General features: G+C 63.8%; 20 protein-coding genes and 1 riboswitch. Of the genes, 8 read left to right on the top strand and 12 right to left on the bottom strand.

Going from position 1 to position 23,876, the window contains the following annotated elements; translation table 11 throughout:
• The first annotated feature begins 3 nt into the window (after positions 1–3).
• Genes tssI through DNK59_RS20110 form a run of 7 tightly spaced genes read left to right on the top strand, consistent with a single transcriptional unit; the run spans position 4 to position 7,704 of the window.
• On the top strand, positions 4–2,058 hold the full coding sequence (gene tssI / locus DNK59_RS20140; RefSeq protein ID WP_110724321.1) for a type VI secretion system tip protein TssI/VgrG: 2,055 nt from the start codon (positions 4–6) through the stop codon (positions 2,056–2,058).
• An 11-nt stretch (positions 2,059–2,069) separates the two neighbouring features.
• Positions 2,070–2,858, top strand: coding sequence for a DUF4123 domain-containing protein (locus DNK59_RS20135; protein WP_110724320.1), 789 nt, complete (start codon positions 2,070–2,072; stop codon positions 2,856–2,858).
• 23 nt (positions 2,859–2,881) lie between these two features.
• Positions 2,882–3,415 carry a DUF3304 domain-containing protein gene (locus DNK59_RS20130; RefSeq protein ID WP_177431280.1) on the top strand — a complete coding sequence of 178 codons (534 nt, stop codon included), beginning with the start codon at positions 2,882–2,884 and terminating at the stop codon, positions 3,413–3,415.
• Complete coding sequence (locus DNK59_RS20125; RefSeq protein ID WP_371920307.1) at positions 3,403–3,972, top strand: DUF3304 domain-containing protein; 570 nt, start codon at positions 3,403–3,405, stop codon at positions 3,970–3,972. The genes DNK59_RS20130 and DNK59_RS20125 overlap by 13 nt, the downstream gene beginning before the upstream one ends.
• The gene (locus DNK59_RS20120) at positions 3,960–4,523 is read left to right on the top strand and encodes a DUF3304 domain-containing protein (RefSeq protein ID WP_256596487.1); all 564 of its coding nucleotides are present in this window, start codon (positions 3,960–3,962) and stop codon (positions 4,521–4,523) included. Before DNK59_RS20125 ends, DNK59_RS20120 begins: the two co-directional genes overlap by 13 nt.
• Positions 4,517–5,080 (top strand): DUF3304 domain-containing protein, encoded by a 564-nt coding sequence (locus tag DNK59_RS20115; RefSeq protein ID WP_239690676.1) that lies wholly within the window; start codon positions 4,517–4,519, stop codon positions 5,078–5,080. Before DNK59_RS20120 ends, DNK59_RS20115 begins: the two co-directional genes overlap by 7 nt.
• Positions 5,068–7,704, top strand: coding sequence for a DUF2235 domain-containing protein (locus tag DNK59_RS20110; protein ID WP_110724318.1), 2,637 nt, complete (start codon positions 5,068–5,070; stop codon positions 7,702–7,704). Before DNK59_RS20115 ends, DNK59_RS20110 begins: the two co-directional genes overlap by 13 nt.
• A 127-nt stretch (positions 7,705–7,831) precedes the next feature.
• Here DNK59_RS20110 and DNK59_RS20105 read toward each other — a convergent pair whose 3' ends face one another.
• A complete protein-coding gene (locus tag DNK59_RS20105; protein WP_110724317.1) occupies positions 7,832–9,247 on the bottom strand; it encodes an FAD-binding oxidoreductase in 1,416 nt (471 codons plus the stop codon).
• Positions 9,248–9,388: 141 nt separating this feature from the next.
• On the bottom strand, positions 9,389–10,783 hold the full coding sequence (locus DNK59_RS20100; RefSeq protein WP_177431277.1) for a VOC family protein: 1,395 nt from the start codon (positions 10,781–10,783) through the stop codon (positions 9,389–9,391).
• A 304-nt stretch (positions 10,784–11,087) separates the two neighbouring features.
• Between DNK59_RS20100 and DNK59_RS20095 the strand changes: the two genes are divergently transcribed.
• Positions 11,088–12,170, top strand: coding sequence for a diguanylate cyclase (locus tag DNK59_RS20095; protein WP_110724315.1), 1,083 nt, complete (start codon positions 11,088–11,090; stop codon positions 12,168–12,170).
• A 185-nt stretch (positions 12,171–12,355) separates the two neighbouring features.
• On the opposite strand, the gene DNK59_RS20090 is transcribed toward DNK59_RS20095, so the two are convergent.
• From DNK59_RS20090 to DNK59_RS20045, 10 genes are all read right to left on the bottom strand, one after another.
• Positions 12,356–13,264, bottom strand: coding sequence for an ABC transporter substrate-binding protein (locus DNK59_RS20090; protein WP_110724314.1), 909 nt, complete (start codon positions 13,262–13,264; stop codon positions 12,356–12,358).
• The gene (locus tag DNK59_RS20085; protein WP_110724313.1) at positions 13,257–14,009 is read right to left on the bottom strand and encodes a ferredoxin; all 753 of its coding nucleotides are present in this window, start codon (positions 14,007–14,009) and stop codon (positions 13,257–13,259) included. Before DNK59_RS20085 ends, DNK59_RS20090 begins: the two co-directional genes overlap by 8 nt.
• An 11-nt stretch (positions 14,010–14,020) precedes the next feature.
• Positions 14,021–15,943: a TonB-dependent siderophore receptor gene (locus tag DNK59_RS20080; RefSeq protein WP_110724312.1), complete on the bottom strand. Its 1,923-nt coding sequence runs from the start codon at positions 15,941–15,943 to the stop codon at positions 14,021–14,023.
• Between the two features lie 151 nt (positions 15,944–16,094).
• Positions 16,095–16,298: riboswitch (cobalamin riboswitch) on the bottom strand.
• A gap of 47 nt (positions 16,299–16,345) precedes the next feature.
• On the bottom strand, positions 16,346–17,386 hold the full coding sequence (locus DNK59_RS20075) for an arginine N-succinyltransferase (RefSeq protein ID WP_110724311.1): 1,041 nt from the start codon (positions 17,384–17,386) through the stop codon (positions 16,346–16,348).
• Between the two features lie 49 nt (positions 17,387–17,435).
• Positions 17,436–18,452 (bottom strand): arginine N-succinyltransferase, encoded by a 1,017-nt coding sequence (locus DNK59_RS20070; protein ID WP_110724310.1) that lies wholly within the window; start codon positions 18,450–18,452, stop codon positions 17,436–17,438.
• 168 nt (positions 18,453–18,620) lie between these two features.
• A complete protein-coding gene (locus DNK59_RS20065) occupies positions 18,621–19,970 on the bottom strand; it encodes an APC family permease (protein ID WP_092315962.1) in 1,350 nt (449 codons plus the stop codon).
• Positions 19,971–20,153: 183 nt separating this feature from the next.
• Positions 20,154–20,906 carry an N-formylglutamate amidohydrolase gene (locus DNK59_RS20060; protein ID WP_092315960.1) on the bottom strand — a complete coding sequence of 251 codons (753 nt, stop codon included), beginning with the start codon at positions 20,904–20,906 and terminating at the stop codon, positions 20,154–20,156.
• Positions 20,890–22,245 carry a glutamine synthetase family protein gene (locus DNK59_RS20055; protein WP_110724309.1) on the bottom strand — a complete coding sequence of 452 codons (1,356 nt, stop codon included), beginning with the start codon at positions 22,243–22,245 and terminating at the stop codon, positions 20,890–20,892. Before DNK59_RS20055 ends, DNK59_RS20060 begins: the two co-directional genes overlap by 17 nt.
• Positions 22,242–22,886, bottom strand: coding sequence for an isochorismatase family cysteine hydrolase (locus DNK59_RS20050; RefSeq protein ID WP_110724308.1), 645 nt, complete (start codon positions 22,884–22,886; stop codon positions 22,242–22,244). Before DNK59_RS20050 ends, DNK59_RS20055 begins: the two co-directional genes overlap by 4 nt.
• A gap of 2 nt (positions 22,887–22,888) precedes the next feature.
• On the bottom strand, positions 22,889–23,743 hold the full coding sequence (locus DNK59_RS20045) for a MurR/RpiR family transcriptional regulator (protein ID WP_092315954.1): 855 nt from the start codon (positions 23,741–23,743) through the stop codon (positions 22,889–22,891).
• Between the last annotated feature and the right edge of the window lie 133 nt (positions 23,744–23,876).

Below are 23,876 nucleotides of genomic sequence, written 5' to 3'. Positions count from 1 at the left end.
CACATGTTCAACTCGGCCAGTGAAACCCACTTCAGCCTGAGCGTCGAAGACTTTGCCAATGACTTGCAGGTGCTCGGATTCAAGGGCACCGAAGGCATCAGCCAGCCCTTTCGCTTCGACCTGCAACTGGTCAGCGACAACCCGGCCCTGGACCTGGAAGGGCTGCTGCACAAACAGGCCTTTCTCGCCTTCGACCCCCAGGGCCATGGCATTCATGGCCAGATCCGCCGCGTGGCCCAGGGCGATTCCGGCAAGCGCCTGACCCATTACCAGCTGTCCCTGGTGCCGCGTCTGGATTACCTGCGCCACCGCAGCAACCAGCGAATCTTCCAGCAGCTCTCGGCGCCGGCCATCATCGCCGCGATTCTCGAAGAGCACGGCATCCTCGCCGATGCCTATCGGTTCCAGATCGAGCATCCATGCCCGGAACGCGACTACTGCGTGCAGTACGACGAGAGCGACCTGCACTTCATCCAGCGCCTGTGCGAAGAAGAAGGCCTGCACTACCACTTCCAGCACAGCCGTGGCGGCCACCTGCTGGTGTTTGCCGACAACCAGACCGCGTTCCCCAAGCTCGGCCGGCCCACTGCCTACGTGCGCGGCAGCGGGCTGGTGGCCGACGCGCCGGTGATCAAGGGCTTCGAAGTCCGTTTGGCGTCGCGCACCAGTCGCACCAGCCGCCGCGATTACGACTTCGAGAAACCGCGCCTGCAACTGGAGGCCGCCTACCGGCCCGAGGCCCGGAGTCCGCAACCGGACCTGGAAGACTATGACTACCCCGGACGCTTCACTGACCGCCAGCGTGGCAAGTTGCTCAGCCAGCGCGCCCTGGAGCGCCACCGCGCCGACTATCGGCAGGCCGAGGGCTGGGGCGATGAACCACGGCTGGTCAGCGGGCATTTCCTGCAATTGTCCGAGCACCCGCGCAGGCAATGGAACGACCTCTGGCTGCTGACCCAGGTGACCCACGAAGGCAAGCAGCCCCAGGTGCTGGAAGAGTCCATTACCAGCGATACCCGGGCCGAGGACGGTTTCCAGCAGGGCTACCGCAACCGCTTTCTGGCCACCCCCTGGGACGTGTTCTACCGCGCGCCGCTCAAGCACCCCAAGCCCCGGGTGCTGGGCAGCCAGACCGCGGTAGTCACCGGCCCGGCCGGGGAGGAGATCCACTGCGATCAGTACGGCCGGGTCAAGGTGCAGTTTCATTGGGACCGCGAGGGCCAGGGCGACGACAAGAGCAGTTGCTGGCTGCGGGTGGCTTCCGGCTGGGCCGGCGACCGCTACGGCGCCCTGGTCATCCCGCGCATCGGCATGGAAGTGCTGGTCAGCTTTCTCGAAGGCGACCCCGACCAGCCCCTGGTCAGCGGCTGCCTGTACCACAAGGAACACGAGGTGCCCTACGCGCTGCCCGCGCACAAGACCCGCAGCGTATTCAAGAGCCTGAGCTCGCCGGGCGGCGGCGGTTTCAACGAACTGCGCATCGAAGACAAAAAGGGCGCCGAACAGATCTTCGTCCACGCCCAGCGCGACTGGGATGAAAACATCCAGCACGACCAGAAGATCCTTGTTGGCAACGAGCGCCACGACACGGTCGAGCACCACGTCTACAGCGAATTCAAGGCCGAGGAACACCGCACCACCCACGGCGCGCGCAAGACCGAAATCCGCGCCGACGACCACCTCACCGTGGCCGACACCCAGCACATCAAGCTCGGCGTGGCGCAACTGACCCAGGCCGGGCAGGAAATCCATCTCAAGGCCGGGGACAAGATCGTCATCGAAGCCGCGCTGGAAATGACCCTCAAGGCTGGCGGCAGCTTTATCAAGCTCGACCCGGGCGGCGTGACCATCGTCGGGCCACTGGTGAAACAGAACGCCGGCGGTTCCCCGGGTAGCGGCAGCGGGATCGCCATCAAGGCGCCGCTGCAGCCGGGGGCGGCGGATCGGGATCTACCGGGCGCCTTGCCCCAGGTCGCCGCGCCCAACCCGCCGTTGCCAGTGTGCAAGCAGTGCCTGGCCCGGGCCAAGGCCAACAACCAGGCGCTGGAAGCGCGCTAGAGGAGCCCGCCATGTATACGAGCAACCCGCTGTGGCACGAGCTGCTGTGGCAACAGGTGCAGCGGCTGGAGCACGAGCACCTCGACCTGCTGATCGACGCCACCGGCCTTGACTACCCGCTGCTGCAAGAACTGGCGACCCTGGCCGACGCTCCGCCTCTGGCCAAGCTGTTCGATAGCACCCCGGAAGCCGCCATCGCCGATGCCGGGCCATTGCTGCTGCGGCTGAAGCTGCGTCATCAAACCTGGCTGAAGACCTTTCTCGGCACCGTCGACTGCACCCAGCACGTACTGGCGCTGCTCAGCCCCTGGCCCTTCGAGGCCCTGGCCGCCCACCTGAGCCGCTGCACCCAGGCGCAGTGGAACCAGGGCCGCGAACAAGGGGTGCTGCGCTACTACGACCCGCGCCTGTTCCTGCCGGTGAGCGAAGCCCTGACCCCGGCCCAGGGCCGCGTCCTGCATGGCCCGGTGATTGCCTGGCACTGGCTCGACCGCGACCACCGGGCACAGCAGTTGCTGGGGCACTACTCCCGACACAGCGACGCCCCAACGGCGGACGGCTTCCTGTTCGACCCCGCGCAGGTCGCCAGCCTGAAGGCCTGGGCCGACGCCGACTGGCACCGCCGCGAGCACAGCGCCACCCCGCAGCACTACGGCCTGAACCGCGAGGAAGGCCTGATGCGCCACCTGTTCCACAGCCAGATGGCGGCCTGCCAGCAAGGGCTGCAAGCACCCGGAGAACGACAGGCGTTTATTCGCCAATGGTTGTTGGATAACTCGCCGTTCGTGGTGGATGAGTAGGGGAGGGAGATGCCATGAAGTGGATGTGTAAAACGCGGAGCTGGAAGACCGCAGTGTCATTGGCCGGGTGGTTGAGTGCCGTGTTGCTGGTCACAGCCTGTCGGAGCCAGTCGCCGATGCTGAGCGCCCCGGTGACGGGGTACAACCATACTTCGGCGGCGATCAATCGGTTTTCGGTTAATGGGGCGGGCGGGCCGAACTTAGGGCCGCATCAGGGCGGAGGAAAGCAAAGTTGTTGTGGTGTTGTTCCTCGGCATTGGGTTCCAGGATTGAGAGCTGTTGTTGAGTGGGAAAAAGATCCGGATCCAGATGGGTATATTAAACGAGGTAAATATGGGCAGCTTGATGTTGAAGACTATAAGCGTCATGCAGCTAACTACTCTAGGCATAAAGTTGTTGTGGATATTCCTCGGTACGATAGTCCAGGTGTATTAAAAGTTCATTTTTTACCTTGCGATCAGGTTCGTGTTACTGCTGCTGGAACGTCTCCAGGCTACCCTGGTTATCCTTACAACTATCCAATGGAAATGGAGGAGCCTGAAGTATGTCCGGGCTAATTATGGAAAAGTTTTTTGCGAGCGGTTTATTTGGTGTCTTAAGTGTTGCTCGTGGATGCTTGTTGGTCGCCGGTCTGTTGGCTGCAAGCGCTTGTCAGTCTGAGTCGAAGATGTTGTCTGCTCCAGTGACTGGGTATAACCATACTTCGGCGGCGATCAATCGGTTTTCGGTGAATGGGGCTGGTGGGCCAAACTTAGGGCCGCATCAAGGCGGAGGAAAGCAAAGTTGTTGTGGTGTTGTTCCTCGGCATTGGGTTCCAGGGTTGAGAGCTGTTGTTGAATGGGAAAAAGATCCTGATCCATATTCTTATGGGAAATGGCCAGAGCGACCATATTCTGATGCTTGGAATAAGCGAATGGAAAGGGAGAAACAGCAGTATTCGCGTCACAAAGCTATTGTGGAAATTCCTAGGTACTCCGTGGCTGGAACATTGAAAGTTCATTTTTTGCCGTGCAACCAGGTACGTGTTTCTGCAGACAATATCAAGGTGACGGATCCACGTTATCTTTACAACTATCCAATGGAAATGGAGGAGCCTGAAGTATGTCCGGGCTAATTATGGAAAAGTTTTTTGCGAGCGGTCTATTTGGTGTCTTGAATATTGCTCGTGTGTGCTTGTTGGCCGCCGGTGTTTTGACTGCAAGCGCTTGCCAGTCTGAGTCGAAGATGTTGTCGGCACCGGTGACAGGCTATAACCATACATCGGCCGCGATTAATCGGTTTTCGGTGAATGGGGCGGGTGGGCCGAATTTGGGACCGCATCAGGGTGGTGGTAGTGAAGTTTGCTGTGGTGTTGTTCCTCGTCATTGGGTTCCAGGATTAAGAGCTATTGTTGAATGGGAAAAAGATCCCGATCCATATTCTTATGGGAAATGGCCAGAGCGCCCATATTCTGACGCTTGGAATAAGCGTATGGCAGAACATAAAAAAAACTACTCACGTCACAAGGCGACTGTGGAGGTTCCCCAGTATTCCACTGTTGGATCTTTGAAAGTCCATTTTTTGCCGTGTGATCAAGTTCGTGTTTCTGTCGATAATCTGCGGAGGGATGATCCTGATTATCCTTACAAATATCCAATGGTTATGGAGGAGCCTGAAGTATGTTAGGGCTAATTATGAAAAGCTATTTAGCGAGTGGTTACTTTGGGTTTTTGAATGTTGTTCGTGTGTGCTCATTGGCCGCCGGAGTGTTGACTGCAAGCGCTTGTCAGTCTGAGTCGAAGATGTTGTCGGCTCCAGTGACGGGGTATAACCATACTTCGGCGGCGATTAATAGGTTTTCGGTGAATGGGGCGGGTGGGCCGAACTTGGGGCCACATGAAGGTGGTGGTAGCGAAGTTTGCTGTGGCGTTGTTCCTCGTTATTGGGTTCCAGGATTGAGAGCTGTTGTTGAGTGGGAAAAAGATCCGGATCCTGATGGGTACATTAAACGAGATCAGTATGGCCAATTTGATGACGTGGATTATGAACGTCATGCAGCTAACTACTCTAGGCATAAAGCTGTTGTAGATATTCCTCGGTACGATACCGTAGGAGTTTTGAAAGTGCATTTTTTACCTTGTGATCAAGTGCGTGTTTCTGCTGAAAACATTAGGAGGGATGATCCAGGTTATTCTTATAACTATCCGCTGACTATGGAGGAGCCAAAGGTATGTCTGAAATAATAAAGAATGATAAAAAAAATCATTCTGCTAATACGTTGATTGCTCCGGATTTTCCTTTGGCTGGGCTTTTACCTGCAGATCCTAAACGTCTCTCGGAAAATATCAGTCGACAAAGACGTGATGAAGACGAATTCAGTGAGCAGCAGCGTAAATTTTCTGAGGTCAGGGGCGATTCATACAGTGGAACACCTTGCTGTAAGACTTTGCATATCACATTGGTGTTTGATGGGACAAACAATAATGATGAGGCTGATAGTGCTTCGAATCCTTCTTCATGTAGCAATATGGCTCGGCTTTATCATGCGAGTCTAGGATCGGATGATACTACTCGGGAGAATGGCTATTTCAGGTATTACAGTCCAGGTGTGGGTACGGTTTTTCCTGATATTAAGGAAATGGTACCCAGTAATTGGGGGTTGATAGCTGCCAGTGGTGGTGAAAATCGAATCAACTGGGGCCTTACTCGACTGATAGCAGCGTTAAAGGGGGGAATTCCGAGACAAAAACTTCTTTCAGTGACCGAAACCCAGTCTCTGGTGGAGGACATGGCTACTTGTTGGTATGGCAACGTGGCAACTTTAGGTCTACTGGAAAATGGCGAAAAAAAACGTGAAGCCGCCATGCGTCCCTATATAGATGACCTGGAAAAGGTGCTACAGCAGCGACGAGATACAGGCGAGAAACCCCATATCTTGGCCATGCGCCTATATGTCTATGGTTTCTCCAGAGGCGCTGCACAAGCCCGTACCTTTGCCAATTGGCTGCAAACCCTGACCCGTTGTAAAGGCGGCGATGGCGCAGTGGAGTATCGTTTTGCCGGATTGCCGATCTCCATTGAATTTCTCGGTATCTGCGACACGGTGGCGGCAGTGGGCATTGCCGATAGTTTTCCCTTTACCGCCGGGCATATGGATTGGGCTGACGGCACCATGCGTTTGCCTGATGAAGAGTCAGCAATCTGCATGGACACTTCCATTCCTGAGGACTGCCACTTTCTCAAGCGTTGCGTGCACTTGGTATCGGCTCATGAGCAGCGGGCCAGTTTCCCATTGGACTCGATCCGTCGCCGACCAAAGAACGCCAGTGGCCAGCGCGATACGACTCAGCCCTCCAGTTACCGTAGTGGCACCGTCGAATATCTTTACCCTGGTGTGCACTCGGATGTCGGTGGAGGGTATGCGCCTAAGGATCAAGGTAAAGCGATGTCTGGTACTAAGCATTTGTTGTCGCAAATACCTTTACAGCATCTTTATGCAGCAGCGTTTAAGGCCGGCGCCCCGTTACAAGTACCGGAGACTGCGTGGCGGGCTGCAGTTCATGAAAAATGGCGAAAAATGAGCCCAGCTATCGAAAGAGAGTTCGACGTCTCCGACCAACTCATCAAACGCTTCAACGCCTGGCAAGCCGACGCCGCTCAACACACCGGCACCCTGGAAGAGATGATCGAGTGGCAACAGGCGCTGATCACCGGTTGGCGCATCGACCGTTATGCCGGAGGGGTGGAAAGGCAGCCGTTCTATCAGAATGCTCCGCCGGATATGCCCAAGGCCGAGGTCGAGGCCTGGGAGGCGATCCAGGCGCGCAATGATGCCGAAACCAAGGCCGCCGCCAAAGGCAAACCGGTACCGACTTACACCGAGGCACAGGAGAAGGAGTACCAGCGCCATGTGCAGATCGTCGGTGGTGAGGAAAAGGCCAACGGCATGCGCCGGGAAAAGGTCTTCGACCCGCCCCTGGATCACCAGCAACTCAAAGGCGCCGCCGACGAGTTTCGTCATGACTACAAGCAAGAGTGGGGACTGCTCGACGACAGCATGAAGGTCGGTGGCGTTCTGGATTTGCTGCTGGGCGGCACGGTGTTCCTGGTCAACGAGGAAGACGAGGCCAAGGAGTATGCCTACCTGCACGATAAAGGCACCAAGCTTTACCGGGAGTTGTTCAGCGCACCCAACACGCCTCGATCCGGCAAGGAAGACCTGGTGGCGCTGTTCGACGAGCAGATCCACGACTCCCGCGCCTGGTTCATGAACACCTCGGCGCTGGGCCCGCGGGAGCCGTTCACCGATTACTTCCGCATTCGCCTGGTGCACTTTGACAACGAGTCGAACAAGGAGCTGTCGCTGCTGGCCACCGCTGGCCGGGTGGTGGGGGTGGGGCTGATGCTGGCCAGCGTCGGCTTGAGCATCAAGAAGAAGGACCCGCGCATGTTGCTCGGCCTGTTCCTGCCGTCTTTGGCGCGGCCGGTGCTGGCGGGCAAGGTCGGGGTGCCGGGTTCATCGCAAGTCAGCGCTTTCGACCCGCTGACCGGTCTGGCCTTGCCGATGCTGAACAATATGGATGGGCTGCGGGCCTTCACCCGATCCCCGGGGGATGTGGTCGCCCTGGTCGCGGCAATGCCGCCTCCGCCGCCCTTGGACGCAAGCACCGCCACCACTCCGGAGTTGCAGAAAATCCTGGTGGCCCACCAGGCGCTGGAAGCGGCAAAAGCGGCGCAGGATAAGGAGGACGCCAGCCTTGCCGAGCTATTGGCCAACGCCGCCAACGGTCAGGGCAAGCCCGCTGGCTGGCAGGATCTGCTGGCCGATCAGCTGGGCAATCTGCAGTCATCCCGCAAGCAGGGGTAATCATGGACAACCTGAAGGGGCGACGCTCCCGGGGCCGCCCTTCAGAGGAGGAATCAGGCGTGTGCCTTATTGGGGATTGGCCTCGGGCAACAGTGCCTGTGACAGATCACCCCTGGATTGGCGGCGTTTATGGCGCCCGGTCCGCCTTAGCCCCCACCCCATACGCATCCCACAACTTGTTGCGGAACTTGTTCTGCGGATCGACCCGGGCTTTCAACGCGAGAAACTCCCCGGCCCGGGGATAGGCCGCGCGAAACTGCTGCGTCGTGGCGTGGATCTGGTACGGCAGGTAGTAGCTGCCGCCGTGCCTGATGGCGCTGTCCACCAGGGCGCGGGTCCATTCGCTGACTTTCTCCCGTTCCTCTGGCGCGGTGCTCTGCTGGTAGTACAGCACCAGGGCGAACACCTCGGTCTTGGCCCAGGCCAGCAGGGTGCCAGGGTCGGCCTTGGCGTGGCGGATCGACAGGTTGATCACGTTGACGTTATGCGCCCTCAAGGTCGTGCCCATTTCTTCGACGAAGCTCTCCAGCTGCTCGGGGGGCACGAAGTATTCCTGCAGCACGTAGGTGCGCTTGGCCCGGGACTCGGGCTCCAGTTCGCGCACGTCGAGGCTGGCTTCGTGGTTGCGCCAGGACACTTGCGGCTTTTTCAGCACCAGGGGGTCGATCACCTCCTGGCGCAGGGTCTTGCCGCCGGGCCACTGGCTCACCACTTTCAGGGCCTTCTGTTCTTTCCAGTAGTTCTGGTCCAGGGGCGTGAGGCGCTCCTTGACCGTGACCGGGAGCTCGGTCTGGCTGTAGGAGACGGCGCGCAGGGTCTGGTACCGGTCGGGGTAGAGCACGGCGTTGTGCAGGATGACCTTGGGGTCGTTATGGATGCGGGCCTGGAAGTAGGGGCGGTAGGCGCCCAGGGGCATTTCCTCGACGCTGCGCAGCAGGCGCACGTTGTCGCTCAGTTGCAGGGTGGCCTGGACGATCACCCCCAGGCCGCCGTAGCCGCCGATGGCGCCGTAGAACAGCTCGCGGTTGTGCTGCGGGCTGGCGTCCACCACTTGGCCGTCGGCCAGTACCAGCTTGATGGATTTCACCGAGCTCACCAGCGGGCCGTAACCGATGTAGCGGCCATGGGCGTTGACGCTCAGGGCGCCGCCGACGGTGAAGTTGGCATAGCTCTGCATGATGCTCACGGACAGGTCGTGGGGGTCGATGTAGTCCTGCACGGCGCGCCAGGTGATGCCCGGCTGCACGGTGATTTCCTTGCGTTCTTTGGAGAAGTCGAGCACCCGGTTGAAGCCGCGCATGTCGATCTGCAGGGCGTGTTCGGTAGCAGTCTGGCCGCCCATGCTGTAGCGCCCGCCGCCAATGGCGATGGGCCCGGGATGCTCGGCCACCTGCTTGACGATCTGCTCCAGGGTGCTGGGGCGCACCACCTGATCGACCACGATGGGGTTGAGCTGGGTGATGTCGTTGACGGTTTCTGCGGCGTGGGTGGTGAGTGCGTGGCTGAGCGCCGCGCATAAAAACAGGCCGATCGCGAATCTCATTCGCCGTGTCCATCCCTGGTGGTGGCGCGCCGCCGGAGGGGCGCAAATGGCCGCAGAATACCGCCGCGGCGGGTCCATGACCATGGGCGAACGCACCGGGGGGAGGGCGGCATCGACCCGTGGGTCGATGCCGGGCGCGGCTTACAGCGTCGGCAGGCCGAGGGTCGCGGCGCAGTGTTCCAGGGAGCGCTGCTGGGTCTGGGCGTACAGCTGCAGTTCGTCGAGGGTGGCCCGACCCAGGGCGTCTTCGAAGGCCTGGCGGTTGGAGTGTTCGGCGTAGTGGCTCTGGCTGTCGTCACCCAGGTTGGACTGGAAGATCCCGGCGGCGCTCACCGGCAGGAAATCCTCATACACCAGGGGCTCGAAGCCCAGGTGTCCGGATGCCAGCAGGGCCGGCAGGGTGGTCGGACGCTGGGGCTCGGTGCGGGCCGCGAGCCCGGCTTCGCTGACGAAGTAGCGAAAGTACGCCAGGCCCTGTTCGCGCATGGCCGAGTGGCTGTCGGGAAATTCCCGGAAGTGCTCTTGCATCAGTTGGTTGTAGCGCTGGGCGTTGGCTTCGTTGGGGAAGTCGCCCAGGGCGTCGCGGGCGGCGTTCAGCAGGCGGTCGTAGAGCGCGCGGCCCTTGGGGGTCAGCGCTGCGCCGCGCTGTTCGATTTCGCCAAAGCGCGCGCTGTGGCTGCCCTGGCTGTCGGCCTGGTCGGTGAAGGCCACGGACTCCTCCAGGGCCTTGAAGCTGGTCTGGCGCAGCAGGATCGGGCAGTCCCGGCGCGGCGGGCCTTCGATCACCGCCTTGGGGGTGATGCCGTGCTCCGGCATGAGCTGCTGCACTTGATCGATGTCCAGGGTGCGCGGGGTCAGGTGGTTGATGTGCGGGCCCTTGAATGCCACCACGTCGGCGATCAAGCGGTGCTGGGCGCTGAGGCTGGCGTACTGGGCGGCGGTCACGGTGGCGTGGTGGTGCCAGCGGAAGGTTTCCAGGGCTTCCTGGATAAAGCGCTGGGCGTCGCCCTCATCCAGCCCGCCCTCGGCCTGGGCCTGCTCAATCAGCTCCAGCACCTTGGGGGTGAAGATCTGCCGCTGGGCCAGCACCTGTTGGGCAAAGCCTCGCAGTTCGGGGTTGTCGATCAGTTCCAGGCGCAGCAGCGAGGTGAAGACCCGGAACGGGCTGACCTGCAGGGCTTCTTCGTGCATCGCGCGAAAGGCCGTGGAATGCACCGGCACCCCGGCCGGGGTCAGGTCGTAGTAGCCCACCGGCTGCATGCCCATCACCGCGAACAACCGGGCCAGGGTCGCCAGCTCCGCGGCGCTGCCGACGCGGATCGCGCCGTGGCGCTCCAGGTCCAGGCGCTGCAGTTCGCCGCTGCGCTGCAGGTGCCGGGCAATCGCCGGTTGCTGCTCCAGCACCCGGGCATTGACCTGGGCCACCAGTTCCATCAGGGCGCCGTAGAGGGGCACCTCCTCGCGGTACATATCCGACATCGCCCGGGAAAATCCCTGGCGGATCAGGTCAGGACTGACGAAGCGCTGGTTGCTCATGGACAGGGTTCCCGTGGCTGTGGATGGCGAAGCGAGAGAGGTACGGATCGGCCTCGATTCTGCTGGCCGGTGCCGAGGCTGACAAACGAAGTTTCCTCTGAACTTCATTCTGCAAACGAATGCATGGGGCCGCTGGCTTGCAGCGCCTCTTGGGGCCGACGGGCAGATTCCCGCTCGGCGGGCCCGACCGGAGCGCGCAGGCTGTGTACACTGATGGCGTTTTGCAACCGCGTGGCTAGACTTGCAACGGTCGATCCCCCCGCTACCGCTCGCGGCATCTTTCCCATCGCTGGACGGAGGCAACTTGGCCCCTGCGCAGTACACCAGAGGAAAGGGACTGTCATTGGCCAGGAGGCTGTATAAATCGCGGATTCTCGGCTTGGGCCTGGGCGTGCTGTGCGTGGCTGCCGGGATGTGGCCGCTGCAACCGGCGCCCTGGGTCTGGGGGCTGATGCTGTGCAACGCCTTTATCTGGCCGCACCTGGCCTATCAGTGGGCGCGCTGGGCACGGGTGCCGTTTCGCGCCGAGCACCGCAACTTGCTGGTGGACTCGCTGGCGGGCGGTTTCTGGGTGGCGGCCATGCACTTCAATCCGCTGCCGCTGGCCACCACCCTGGGGATGATGGCGATGAACAACATCGCCCTGGGCGGGGTGCGCTTCTTTCTCGCCGGCAGCCTGGCCCAGGCCCTGGGCATTGGCCTGGGCCTGTGGCTGTTCAGCCCGTCGTTCATCCCCCAGACCACGCCGTTGCAGCTGTACGCCTGTCTGCCGATGCTGACCCTGTACCCCATGACCCTGGGCTACATCTGCTACCGCCAGGCAGCCACCCTGGGGCAGCACAAGCGCGAGCTGCTGGCCCGCAGTCGCACCGACAGCCTGACCGGGCTACTCAATCACGGGGCCTGGAAGGACCAGCTGGAGGTCGAGTTCCAGCGCTGCAAGCGCCAGGGCCGCGGCGGCGCCATCGCCCTGATCGACATCGATCACTTCAAGGCCATCAACGACACCTACGGCCATGTGGCCGGGGATGGGGTGCTGCGCCAGTTGAGCAAGCTTCTGCGGCAGAACCTGCGGGCCAGCGACCAGGCCGGGCGTTATGGCGGCGACGAATTCTGCGTGATCCTGCCGGACGTGCCGCTGGCCCATGCCGCGGATCTGATGGAGGCCCTGCGTGGGCGCTTTGCGGCCCTGGGTCATGAGCAGAACCCGGCGTTGCAGGTCAGCCTGAGCATTGGTCTGGCGGCCTTCAGTCTCGGGCATGACGAGGCCATGGACTGGCTCAACGATGCCGATCAGGCCTTGTATGTGGCCAAGAGTGGCGGTCGTAACAACGTCACCTGTCATCCGCCGCAGCTGCCTTCGCGCAAGGTGTTGAATCCTCTGTAACACCGGCCTCCCGTAGGAGCGGGCTCGCCCGCGAAGGCTTCGGGGCGTGGCGCGGGATTGGCGGCGCGCGCTTCGCCGGCAAGCCGGCTCCTACATCGGGTGCGGTCTGTAGGAGCGGGCTCGCCCGCGAAAGCTTCGGGCGTGGCGAGGGATTGGCGGCGCGCGCTTCGCCGGCAAGCCGGCTCCTACAGGGCGGGGTGCAGGCGCCGGGCCAATTCCAGGGCGCTGCGGGCGCTGGCGATGCCCGGCACCAGTTGGCTGAAGGGGATCTCGATCAGGCGCTGCTCGCGCACCGCCCGCAGTCGCGACAGCACGGGATCGCTGCCCAGCAACTGGCGCTTGCGCGAGGCCGGTGACCACAGGGCATCGGCCAATAGCAGCACGTCCGGGTCGTTGATCAGCAGCGTCTCGCTGTTCACCCGCAGCTGCGGGTGATCGACAGAGGCCATGCTGTTGCGCGCTCCGGCGGCCTGCAGCAGCACGCCGACAAAACCGCGGCGACCCTGGCTGGCCAGGCCGTTGACCTCGCTGTCGAGGTAGAACACCGCAGGCCGGTTGCGTCCCTGGTACAGGGCAGCTGCCGCGTCGAGGTCGGCCTGTTGCTCGGCGATCAGTTGCGCGGCCCGGGTCTCCTGCTGCAACAGCCGGCCCAGGGTCAGCAGGTCGCGACGGATATGCCCGAAGTAGTCTTCGCTGTGCCCGGCGCAGGCCGACTCCAGCAGATAGCTGCCTACGCCTATGGCGCTCAGGTGTCGTCGGGAGCTGAAGTTTTCCGGGAACGCCGAGGCAAAGCCGCCCACCACCAGATCGGGCTTGAGGCTGTAGAGGACTTCCGCCGAGGGATACTGCCGGGCGATCACCGGTACACCATGGTAGTGCCCATCGGCCCCGGCATCGTCGTCCAGGTAGGCCACGCCGATCATCGCTGGCCCGGCGCCCAGGGCCAGCAGCAGGTCGGCGCTGTGCTGGTTGAGGGCGACGATGCGCTGTGGCGGTCCGGCAATTTCCCAGCGCTGGCCGCAGTTTTCATAGTGCTGCGCCAGGGCCGGCAGGGCCGCCAGCCACAGCAGCAGGCCGAGCAGTCTGCTAGGCATGCGCCGGCCCTCCATAGGGCGTGGGAATCTGCAGTTGCGCCACCGGTTCGCCCTGGACCAGGTGCTGCTGCACCAGGCGCAGCACTTCGCCGTCATCGCGCACTCGATACCAGCAGCCGTCCGGGTGCACGGTGAGCACCGGTCCCAGGTTGCAGGGGAACTGGCAGGCGGTGCGGGTCAGCAGCACGCCGCCGGGTGTTTCCAGGCGCTCCAGGCGCAGCAGTTCGCGGCGCAGGGTCTTCCACAGCGCCAGGGCGCCGCGCCGCACGCAGCGCGGGCCGGTGCACAGGAACACCTGGCGGGCATGGGGCGGCACCCGCGACCAGTCCGGGTCGCTGGCCACCGCGTTGACCTTGTCGCAGGGCAGGTGGCGTTCGCGCTGGCCAATGCTGGCGCAGGCCAGGGCCGCATCCAGCCCGCGGCGGCCCAGGGCCTGGGCGGTGACCCACGGTTGCGGCGCTTGCGGGTGGGCGCGGGCCAGGCGTCCCAGCTCGTCGCGCAGCCAATCCAGGTAGGCGCCGTCGGAGCTGGGCTCCAGGTCCACCACCAGCAGCGCCGCGCCGTTCTCGGGCAAGGGTTCGTCGAAGGCGGCCCAGAGGCTGTCGAAGCCGTCCAGGGTGTCGATCACCCGGGTGCTGGCGTCGTTGCCTCGCAGTTGATGAAGCTCGCGGCGAAACGCCTCGCCCAGGGCTCCGCTGTTCAGGCCGGGGCCGACGAACAGCACCCGTTGATAATCCTTGTGCATGGCACTCGTCCTCAGAAGCGGTAGGTGTAGCGCACCTCGGTGGTGAAGGGGCGCCCCAGGTTATCCACCCGTGGGTTGTTGCTGGCGATGCTGGTGCTGTAGTCGCGGTCGAAGAGGTTTTCCAGCAGCAGGCTCAGGCGATGCTGCCGGGCCGCGTCGAGGTAGCGATAGGCATCGGCGTCGACCACCGAATAGTGGCCGTAGTCGATCTTTTTCGGGCTGTCGATCTGGCCGATGTAGCGGATTGCCCCGCCCACGCCCCACATCTGGTCGGGGGCTTCGAAGCCCAGCCGCGAGCGGGCGAAGAAGCCGGGGATATTGCTCAGGGTCACGCCGTTGCGCGACTCCACCAGGTTGCGGGTCAGGTCCGCCGAGAGGGTCCACTGCGGGCTGAACTGCCAGCGCCCGTCGATCTCGATGCCACGTACCTTGATCCGTCCCTGGCCATTGACCCAGTCGATGCCGTCGAGGGCGATCAGGTCGTCGATCTTGCGCTGGAACAGCGTGCCGCTGGCGTTGAAGTCGCCGGCCAGCAGGTGGCCCTGGTAGTCCAGGCCCAGCTCGGCATTCAGGCTCTTTTCCGGCTTGAGGTGGCGGTTGCCTCGTTCATCGTCCTCGTTGGCGAACAGTTGCTCGGCATTGGGCAGCTTGAAGGCACTGCCGAACTGGCCGCGCAGTTGCCAGTGGGGCGAGAGGTCATACAGCGAGGTGAGCATGCCCACCGTGGCGCTTTCGCCGCCGCTGATCTGCTCGTGACGCACGCCGATGCTCGGGTGCCAGTCGGGCAGGGCTGCCACTACCGGGCGCAACTGAGCGTAGAGGGCATTGGCCTGGGCGCTGTTGTCGTCGATCTTGAGCACGTCGTCCTGGCCCTTGAACCACTGGTTGTCGCTGCCGAACAGCAGCACGTGGCCGCCGTCCAGTTCGGCCTTGCCCTCGGCCTGCAGGCCCCAGTCGGTGAAGCCCCAGTAGTCGTTGTGGTTGATCACTTTGCTGCCCCCGCCCTCGGTGGTGTTGATGCGGGTGTAACGGGTGTCCCAGTCGTTGACATGACCCTTGACGAAGTAGCTGAAACCTTCGCTCAGGCGCTGTTCGAAGGTCGCGGTGGCGATCTGCTGGATGCGCTCGTTGGTGGTCTTCTTGTTGTTCAGCGGGCGGGCGAAATCCAGGTTGGCGTCGCTGTACTGGTAGAACAGCTCCAGCCGCGAGTCGTCGGCAAAGCCCTGGATCGCCTTGGCGCCGAAGGTGGTCACTTCATAGCTGCGTTTCCTGTCCCGGGTGTTGGCGTTGTAGGCGCTGTTGCGAAACGGCTGGTAACCGTCGGAGCGGTTGTGGCTGACATAGGCCAAGAGGCCCAGGTCGCCCAGGCCGTTGCTGACGATGCGTTCGGCGCGGGCATCGCCGCTGGTGCCCATGAAGCTGTCCAGGCCCAGGTTGGCCTCGCCGGAGACGTCGCGGGTCTGCGGGCTGCGGGTGACGATGTTGATCACCCCGGACACCGCCTGGGTGCCGAACAGCAGGCTCTGGCCGCCCTTGAGCACCTCGATGCGCTCAATGGCGTTGGCCGGCAGGGTGTCCAGGTACAGGCCGCCGTACAGCCGGTTGTTCAGGCGCACCCCGTCCAGCAGGATCAGGGTGTCGTCGTTGCGCCCCCCCAGCAGGGAATAGGTGCCGTAGTCGAAGGGGCCGTTTTTCGGTGCTACGTACAGGCCCGGCACATACATCTGCAGGACCCGGGTGATGTCGCTGCTGGGGCCGGCGCGTTCGATCTGCTGGCGATCGATGATCTCCAGCTTGCTGCCGTAGCGGGCCATTTCGGCCACGGTGGTGGACTCCACCGAAGGGGCAAAAATCGATTGCGGCTGCAGTTCCAGTGGCGCGTCGTCCGCCAGCAGCAGGGGGCTGAACAGGCAGCCGAGCAGGGCGCCGCTCATGCCGCGGCGAGGTGCACGCCAGGCGCATGCAGGGAAGGTTTCGATCGTTGTCATTCTTGGTCTTCTCGAAAGTGTCTTCGGGAAGCACGCAGGAGAAGGTATCGGCCACGGGCGCGCGACCTTACCGGCCCATGCCCGCCCACCGCAGGATTGCCAAACAGAAGTTCCAGGCCGGTCTCCGGGCTTGCGAGTCTGGCGGCATTCGCCTTCCCATACCTTGGGTACAGTGGCCTGTTGAATGCAGCACTCGCTTACCGTTGCGGGGGCAGCACCGGACTAGCCCCGAAGGGGCGCACCGGTTTCCCGTTTCACCTCATGCACGGCGGCATGAGGCACCTGAAGCTGGGCAGCATGTTACGCAGCGAAGCGGCGAGCTCCAAGCTCCAAGTTTCAAGCGGCAAGCTAAAAGCTGTTGCTTGCAGCTTGAAGCTTGCCGCTTGCCGCTTGCACTGCTCTGACTGTGTCGCCGGGCTGCAGTTGCAGGCGCTTGGCGGTCAGGCGGTCCACCAGCAGGCAGCCGGATACCAGGCGCCCGGGAGCGGCGGTGATGCGGCAGCTCTCCAGGCGCCGGTTGTGAATCAGCCACACCGGCGCCTGCGCGTCCGGAGTGCCCACCAACAGGGGCAGGGTCTGGCTTTCACGCACGCTGCGGATCTTCGTCACCTCGGCCTCGATCAGCGGCCCGCCATCGAAGATGTCGATGCAGCCCTGATGGTTGAAACCTTCGCCCCGCAGGATGCTCACCGCCTGTTCGGTGCTGTGGTGGGCCTGGCCGATGGCGGCCTGGGCGTCGGGGCTGAGCAGGCAGGTGTACAGCGGCTGGCGCGGCATGAGTTCGCTGATGAAGGACTTGCTGCCCTGGCTGGACAGGCGATTGGCCTGCTGGAAGTCCATCTTGAAGAAGTGCCGCCCCAGGCTGTCCCAGAACGGCGAACGGCCCTGGCTGTCGAGCTGGCCCCGCAGCTCGGCCACCAGTTTGTCGCCGAACAGCTGCGGGTACTCGGCGACGAACAGCAGGCGCGCGGTGGACAGCAGGCGCCCGGCGCAGCCCTGGCGCTGGTCGTGGCGCAGGTACAGCGAGCAGAGCAGGGATTGCCCGGTCATCTCGTTGCACAGGAACAGGGTCGGAATCTCTCTGTCGATGCCCAGTTCCGGGGCGCGGCCGCGGCTGATGCCCAGCCGGTAGTGGTAGCTGGGCTCGCGCAGGCCGATGGCGCCGCTCACAGCGCAGACGCCGATCACTTGCAGATCGTCGTCCTCCAGCACGAACAGGTAGTCGGCATCGGCCCGTTCCACCTGATTGGCGAAGGTGCGCTGGGCCCAGCGCAGCCGATGAGCCAGGCGCTCGGGGTCGGTGGAGAGGTTGTTCAACTCGCGAGGGCTGCCTTGCAGCAGCTTCAGCAGCGCCGGCAGATCGCTGACGCGCACCGGACGGACGATCATGGCACCGCTCCCTGGCGCTGCCGGGGGCAGCGGTAAAACCCGGGGCGGCTCATAACGCCACTCCCCGCACCGGCTCGCCCGGTGTCAATTGCAGGGCCTGGAGCATCGCCTGATCCAGGCCGATCACGTCGCCCGGGGCTTCGTCGAGGGGCACGACGATCGCGCGAAAGCCCTGCAGCCGGTCGTTGCTCAGCAGCCAGTGGCGGCCCTGGCCGCTCTGCGGGCTCAGGTAACTGACCGCGACCCGGCTCTGAATGATCGAGCGTAGTTGGTTGCTGCGTGCCTGCAGGGTCGGGCCGGCATCGAACAGGTCGACGTACTGGGTGGGCGCGAAGCCTTCGTCGACGAGGATGTCGCAGGCCTCCCGGGCCGCCGGATGAATGCGTCCGATGCAGTCCTGGGCCGGCTGCGGCAGCATCGGGATGTACAGCGGGTACTGGGGCATCAGTTCGGCGAGAAAGCCGCGCCCCTGCAAGGCGCACAGGCGTTCGGCCTTGACATAGGGCAGGTCGAAGAAGTGCTGGCCCACCGCCGCCCAGAAGGGTGATTGGCCGGCCTCGTCGCTGTAGCCGACGATCTCGCTGATGCAAGTATCGGCAAAGCGCCAGGGGTGCGCGGCGATGAACAGCAGGCGCGCGCGGGAGGTCAGTTGCGCCTGGGGCGTGCCCGCCAGCGCCGGATCGACATGGAAGCTGCGCAGCAGGGTCTGTTCGCTGAGGTCCTGGCACAGTGACAGGGTCGGCACGGCGTGTTCGATGTTCAGCTCTCGCGAGCTGCTGACGAAGGGGCGGTTGCGCAGGCTGTAGAAGGGCGTGGCAAAGCCGGCGGTGGCGAGGATGTCCGAGCAGCCGTGCAGTTGGCCGCTGTCCTGGTCCTCGAGCACCAGAAAATAGTTTTCCGGCCCCTGGCGGGCCTCGACCTTGGCGAAGGACGCCAGGGAGTCGAGGATCTTTTCCCGCAGGCAGGTTTCGTCATCCACCAGCGAAGTCACGCCCAGCAGGCGTGCGCCGGCCAGACGCAGCAGTTGAGGCAGATCGGATAACGCCACCGGACGCAAGGCCAGCATGGGTGTACTCCTGTATCAAGGGCCGTTCGCCGGGGGCGAACATCGGCCAGACATCACTGTCGGTGACCACGCAATTGCACGGCCGCGGTTTCCGGCGGCCGGTCCCCGGGGCGGCTTGTGGCGGCCGCACTCGGGGGCGCGACGCCATCCGGCGCCGCGCGGGGAGGCTCATGGCTTGAGCGGATCGGGCAGGGCCGCGGCGCTGCCCAGCTTGTTCAGCAGGAACAGGTAGACCAGCCCGGCGAGGATCCAGATGGCGCCGAGTTTCTGCGCGTCCACGCCCATGTTGTACATGATGGCGCAGACGATCACGAAGCCGATCACCGGGCAGATCAGGTGGCGCACCACCTGGCCGGATTTCTGCCGGCGCCAGTAGAAGTTGATCACGGTGATGTGCAGCAGCATGAAGCCGCTCAGGGCGCCGAAGTTGACCAGCGAGGTCAGGGTGTCCACCGAGTTGATGAACAAGTAGCAGATCAGCAGCGACAGCACCGCCACCAGGTAGATGCTGATGTGCGGGGTGTTGTGTTTCGGGTGCACCTTGGCCAGCACCTTGGGCAGCTTGCCGTCGCGGGCCATGCCGAACAGCAGGCGCGACACCGCGGCCTGCGAGGTAATGGCTACCGCCACGCCCCAGGCCAGCGCCGTGGCCACCCCGGTGAGGGTCGCCAGCCAGCTGCCGGCGGCCAGTTCTGCGATCTCGTAGAAGGCGGTGTCGGCGGACTTGAAGCCCATGCCGGCGGCCAGGTCGGTGGCGATCCAGGTCTGCACCACGAAGATTGCGCCCATCACCAGCAGAGTGATCAGCGCCGCGCGACCGACGCTGCGGCCGGGGTCGCCCTTGACCTCTTCGGCCAGCGTCGAGATGGCGTCGAAGCCGAGGAACGACAGTACGGCGATGGACACGCCCTGCATCAGCAGGCCGAAGTGGAAGTTGTCCGGGCTGTACAGCGGCGCCAGGGTCAGCTGGCCGTGGCCGGCGCCCCCGTGCAGGGCGTTCCAGGCGTAGAACAGGAAGATTCCCAGGACCACCAGCTGCGCCAGCAGGAACAGGATGTTCATCCGCGCGGTGAAGGTGATGCCCCGCAGGTTGACGAAGGTGGCGCTGACCAGGAACGCCAGGATGAAACCGACCTTGGGCACTTCCGGGTACAGGTGGTTGAGCGCCATGGCGGCGTAGACGTAGAGCAGCGGCGGGATCAGCAGGTAGTCCAGGAGCATCAGCCAGCCGGCGAGAAAGCCGACATGCGGGTTCAGGCCGCGCTGGGCGTAGGAATACACCGAGCCGGCAATGGGGAAGGCGCGGGCCATGGCGCCGTAGCTCAGGGCGGTGAAGACCATCGCCACCATGCCGATGATGTAGGCCAGGGGCACCATGCCCGGGGCTTCCTGGTTGACGTAGCCGTAGACCCCGAACGGGGCGATGGGGATCATGAAAATCATCCCGTAGACCACCAGGTCACGCAGGCTCAGCCCGCGCTTGAGTTCCTGTTTGTAGCCGAATTCTTCAATCTCCATGAAGCGGTTCTCCTTGTAGCCAATGTAGGTGGACGAAGTCGGCACCGAGGGTCGTCATGGACACCTCGGGTGCCGCCTGTGTTTGAACCTGGCAGGGTTAAAGACACACCACAGCGTGTTTTCTTGTTGTCGTTGCAGTCCAGCAAAGCGTTTGGGTCGCGTTCAATCCTCTGGTTTTGCGGGTTACAGCAGCGGTGCCAGGCGGTCGCTCCAGCACTGCACGGCTTCGGGGCTGCGCAGCAGATCGTTGCGCACCTCGATCAGCACCGATTCCAGACCCCGGGCATCCCCGTGCACCGGCACGGTCATGTCGCTCAAGGGGTCGATTTCATAAGGCTGGTTGCCCGCCACCTTTATCGGCAGGGTCCACAAACCTTCCAGTATTCGCGCGGCGTAGGCCGTGGCGTTGCCATACAGCACGCCGACTTCCAGCGAGCGCGGCTGGCTGTAGTAGATGGGTGTGAAGCTGTGGATCCCCACCACCCGCACTTCGCGGCCGGCGGCCAGGCGCCGGTCGATGATCCGTTGCAGACGCTGGTGAAACGGCGTGAACAGCTGCTGGCGGCGGTATTCGCGGGTCGCCTCGTCGAGGTGCTGGTTGCCCGGCACCTGATAGATCTCGCTCTGCAGCGGGATGCTGTCGGGGGCGTGGCGCGGCCGGTTGAGGTCGATCAGCAGGCGCGAATAGTTGGCCGCGATCAGGGTCGCGCCCAGGGCCTGGGACAGGCTCTGGGCCAGTTCCAGGGCGCCCGGGTCCCAGGCGATGTGCTCGCGAGCCGCCACCTTGTCCAGGCCCAGGTCGTGCAGGGCCGGTGGAATGTAGTGGCTGGCGTGCTCGCACACCAGGATCAGCGGATGCTCGGAGTCTTCCCGCAGCAGGTGGTAGGCCGGCTCGGTGTAGAGACCGTGCTCGGCGGATTTAGTACAGGTGTCCATAGTGCTCACAGAGTTCGGCAGCGGTCAGGTGCTCGGTCAGGGACACTTCCTTTTGTTTGACGGCGAAATAGGTGCTCAGCAGCGGTTCCGGCAGAGCCTGCAGCAACTCCGTGTTGCTGCGCAGGTAATCCAGGGCCTGGGGCAGGCTGCCCGGCAGAGGCACGATGCCGCTGGCCAGGCGTTGTTCGGCGCTCAGTTCATCGGGGACCTTGTCGGTCACCGCGTTCAGCGGCAGTGTCTGTTCGATGCCCAGGCGTCCGGCCATCAGGATCACCGCCATGGCCAGGTGTGGCGAGGCGGTGGCGTCCAGGGCGCGGAATTCCAGGTTGTACTGCGGCGCCAGGGGCTTGCCGCCGATGTCCACGGTGGGGCAGATGCGCAGCGAGGCTTCGCGGTTGCGCAGGCCCAGGCAGGCGTAGGAGGCGCTCCAGTGATGGGGCTGCAGGCGCTCGTAGGACAGCGGCGTCGGCGCGGTAAAGGCGCACAGCGCCGGCAGGTGCTTGAGCACCCCGGCGGCCCAGTGCTGACCCAGGCTCGACAGGTCGTCGCCACTCACCGCCTGGGGATCGTAGAGCAGCGGTTGGCCGTCCAGGTCCTGCAGGCTCAGGTGCAGGTGCACGCCGTTGCACACCGCGTCGGCGGCGGTCTTGGGGGCGAAGCTGACCCGCTGCCCGAGCTGTCGGGCGATTTCCCGGGTGATCTCGCGCACGTTCACCGCGCGGTCGGCGGCGGCCAGGCCCTGGGTCGGGCGGCAGGTGATCTCGTATTGCTGCTTGCCGTATTCGGGGAGGAACATTTCTGGCTCGACCCCGGCGGCCCGCAGCGCCGCCAGCAGCCAGCCACCGAAGGTCGCGCCCTGGCGCTGGGCTTCCAGGGAGAAGGCCAGGTGCTGGCGCTGGCCGCTGCCGGTATCGAGGTTGAATTCATGTTCGAAGGCGGCGGTGACCTGGATGCCCAGCTCGCGGTAGCGCTCTATTTCGTTGCGCAGCAGGGTGCGCGGGCAGGCGGCCCAGGGCCTGCCGTCAGTCTCGCAAATGTCGGCATGGATGAAGTCCAGGGGCGCCGCCGTGGCATCCGGCCCGGGTCCGACGCTGACCCGGCTGTCCAGGTCGGGAATCAGCCGCAGGTCGCCGTAGGCGCCCCAGGGGTTGTCCTCGGCGATCAGGTCCTGGGGCGTCAGGGCGCTGTTGGCCGGCACCCAGCCGCAGCCACCGAGCCGGTAGCGCTCCAGCTCGTCGCTGGGGAACGAGCGGCCGCGGGTGACGCCGATCAGGTCGGTGGTGACCAGGCTGGTCATGGCCACCGGTGTCAGGGCCTCGATGCCCTGGCCGCGGCTCATCCGCGGATCTCCCGCAGGCGGCCGAGCACGGTGTCGGTGTCGCTGATCCAGCAGTAGCCCTTGATCGCGTTGAGGCAGGCCTGGTGCCGGGCATCGCTGTAGGTGGCGCAGGCGTCTTCCACCAGGGTCACCAGGTAGCCGCGGTCGGCGGCGTCGCGCACCGCCATGTCCACGCATTGGTCGGTGACGATCCCGGCGACGATCAGGTGGCGGGTTTCCAGGTTGCGCAGCACGTAGTCGATGTTGGTGGAGTTGAACACCCCGGAGGAGGTCTTGGGCAGCACGATCTCGTTTTCCACCGGTGCCAGCTCGTCGATGATCGCCGCCTGGGGGCTGCCCTTGGGCAGGTGCATGTTCGACAGCTTGTGGTCCAGGGAGCGGTCGCGGCCATCGGCGGTCAGGCTTTCGATCAGGGTGTGCAGCACGTTCTGCCGCGCTTCGCGCACCGCGGCCAGCAGGCGTTGCTGGTTGGGAATCACCTGTTGCCGGGCGCGCTGCAAGAAGGCTTGGCCCTCGGGCTCCTGCAAGTGCGGGTCGAACTGCGGCTCCAGCCAGGCGCGCTGCATGTCCACCAGCAGCAGGGCGGTGTGATCGACAACGAAGGGCAGGTCGCGGGGCGAACGGTGGGGCAGGCTGAACATCCTTATTTCTCCTCCAGCACATGGGTATCGAATTGCGCCCGCAGGGCATCGATGCCCTCCAGGCGTTGATCAAGATCGGCGCTGCGCGGGGTCAGGCAGGCGATCAGCGCCTCGACCTGGGCCAGCGCCGGCACCAGGGTGTCGAAGGGCGACAGGGATTCCACCGGGGCGCTGATGATCAGGTCCGCCAGCTCACGCAGCGGCGAGGCATAAATGTCGGTGAACAGCACCACCCGGGCATGGCGCGCCTTGGCCGCGCTGGCCACCCGCAGTGCCTGGGACTGATAGCGGCGGTAGTCGAACAGCAGCACCAGGTCCTGGCGCTGGATATCGAACAGGCGGTCCGGCAGTTGCGCATTGTCTTCCAGCAGCAGGCAGCCGGGACGCATCAGGCGCAGGTGGTTGAGCAGGTAGTGGGCGAGGAAACTGCTGAAGCGTCCGCCGAAGCAGTACAGCGCGTGGCGGCTGTCTTGCAGCCAGTTCACGAGCACGCGCACGTCTTCGGGCTGGGTCAGGGCCTGGGTGTCCTGCAGGGCGCGCTGGCTGTCCGCCAGGTAACGGCCCCAGGTGTCGCCCTGGGCCACTTGCGCCCGGGGGCGGAGCAGGGTGCTGGGGGACCGCAGGCGGTCGTCCATGTCGCTGAGCAGGGCTTCCTGGAACTCGCCGTAGCCGCTGAAACCGAGCTTCTTCACCAGCCGCACTATGGTCGGATCACTGACGCCTGCGTGTTCCGCCAGACGCGACATCGGCCCCAGGCCGTTGCGCGGGTAGTGGTCGAGCAGCGCGCGCACCACCTTGCGCTCTGCGGGCGTCAGGTCGAGGGCCGAGTCGGTGATCAGGTCTTTGAGAGAGGGCATCGGGGTGCCTTGGAAGGTGATGTCGGTTTTATTTCATGAAAAGGCGAAATTGATATTTATGTAATGGACGCTACATGTCTAGTGAAAAATTGTCTGATAGCAAAATGCCCTGAAATGGGGCGGGGTTGGGGGG

The sequence above is a fragment of the Pseudomonas sp. TKO26 genome, from assembly GCF_003225665.1.
Classification (GTDB): Bacteria; Pseudomonadota; Gammaproteobacteria; order Pseudomonadales; family Pseudomonadaceae; genus Aquipseudomonas; species Aquipseudomonas saponiphila.
The sequence above is the reverse complement of the archived record's forward strand: the minus strand, read 5'-3'. Positions and strand labels throughout refer to the sequence as shown.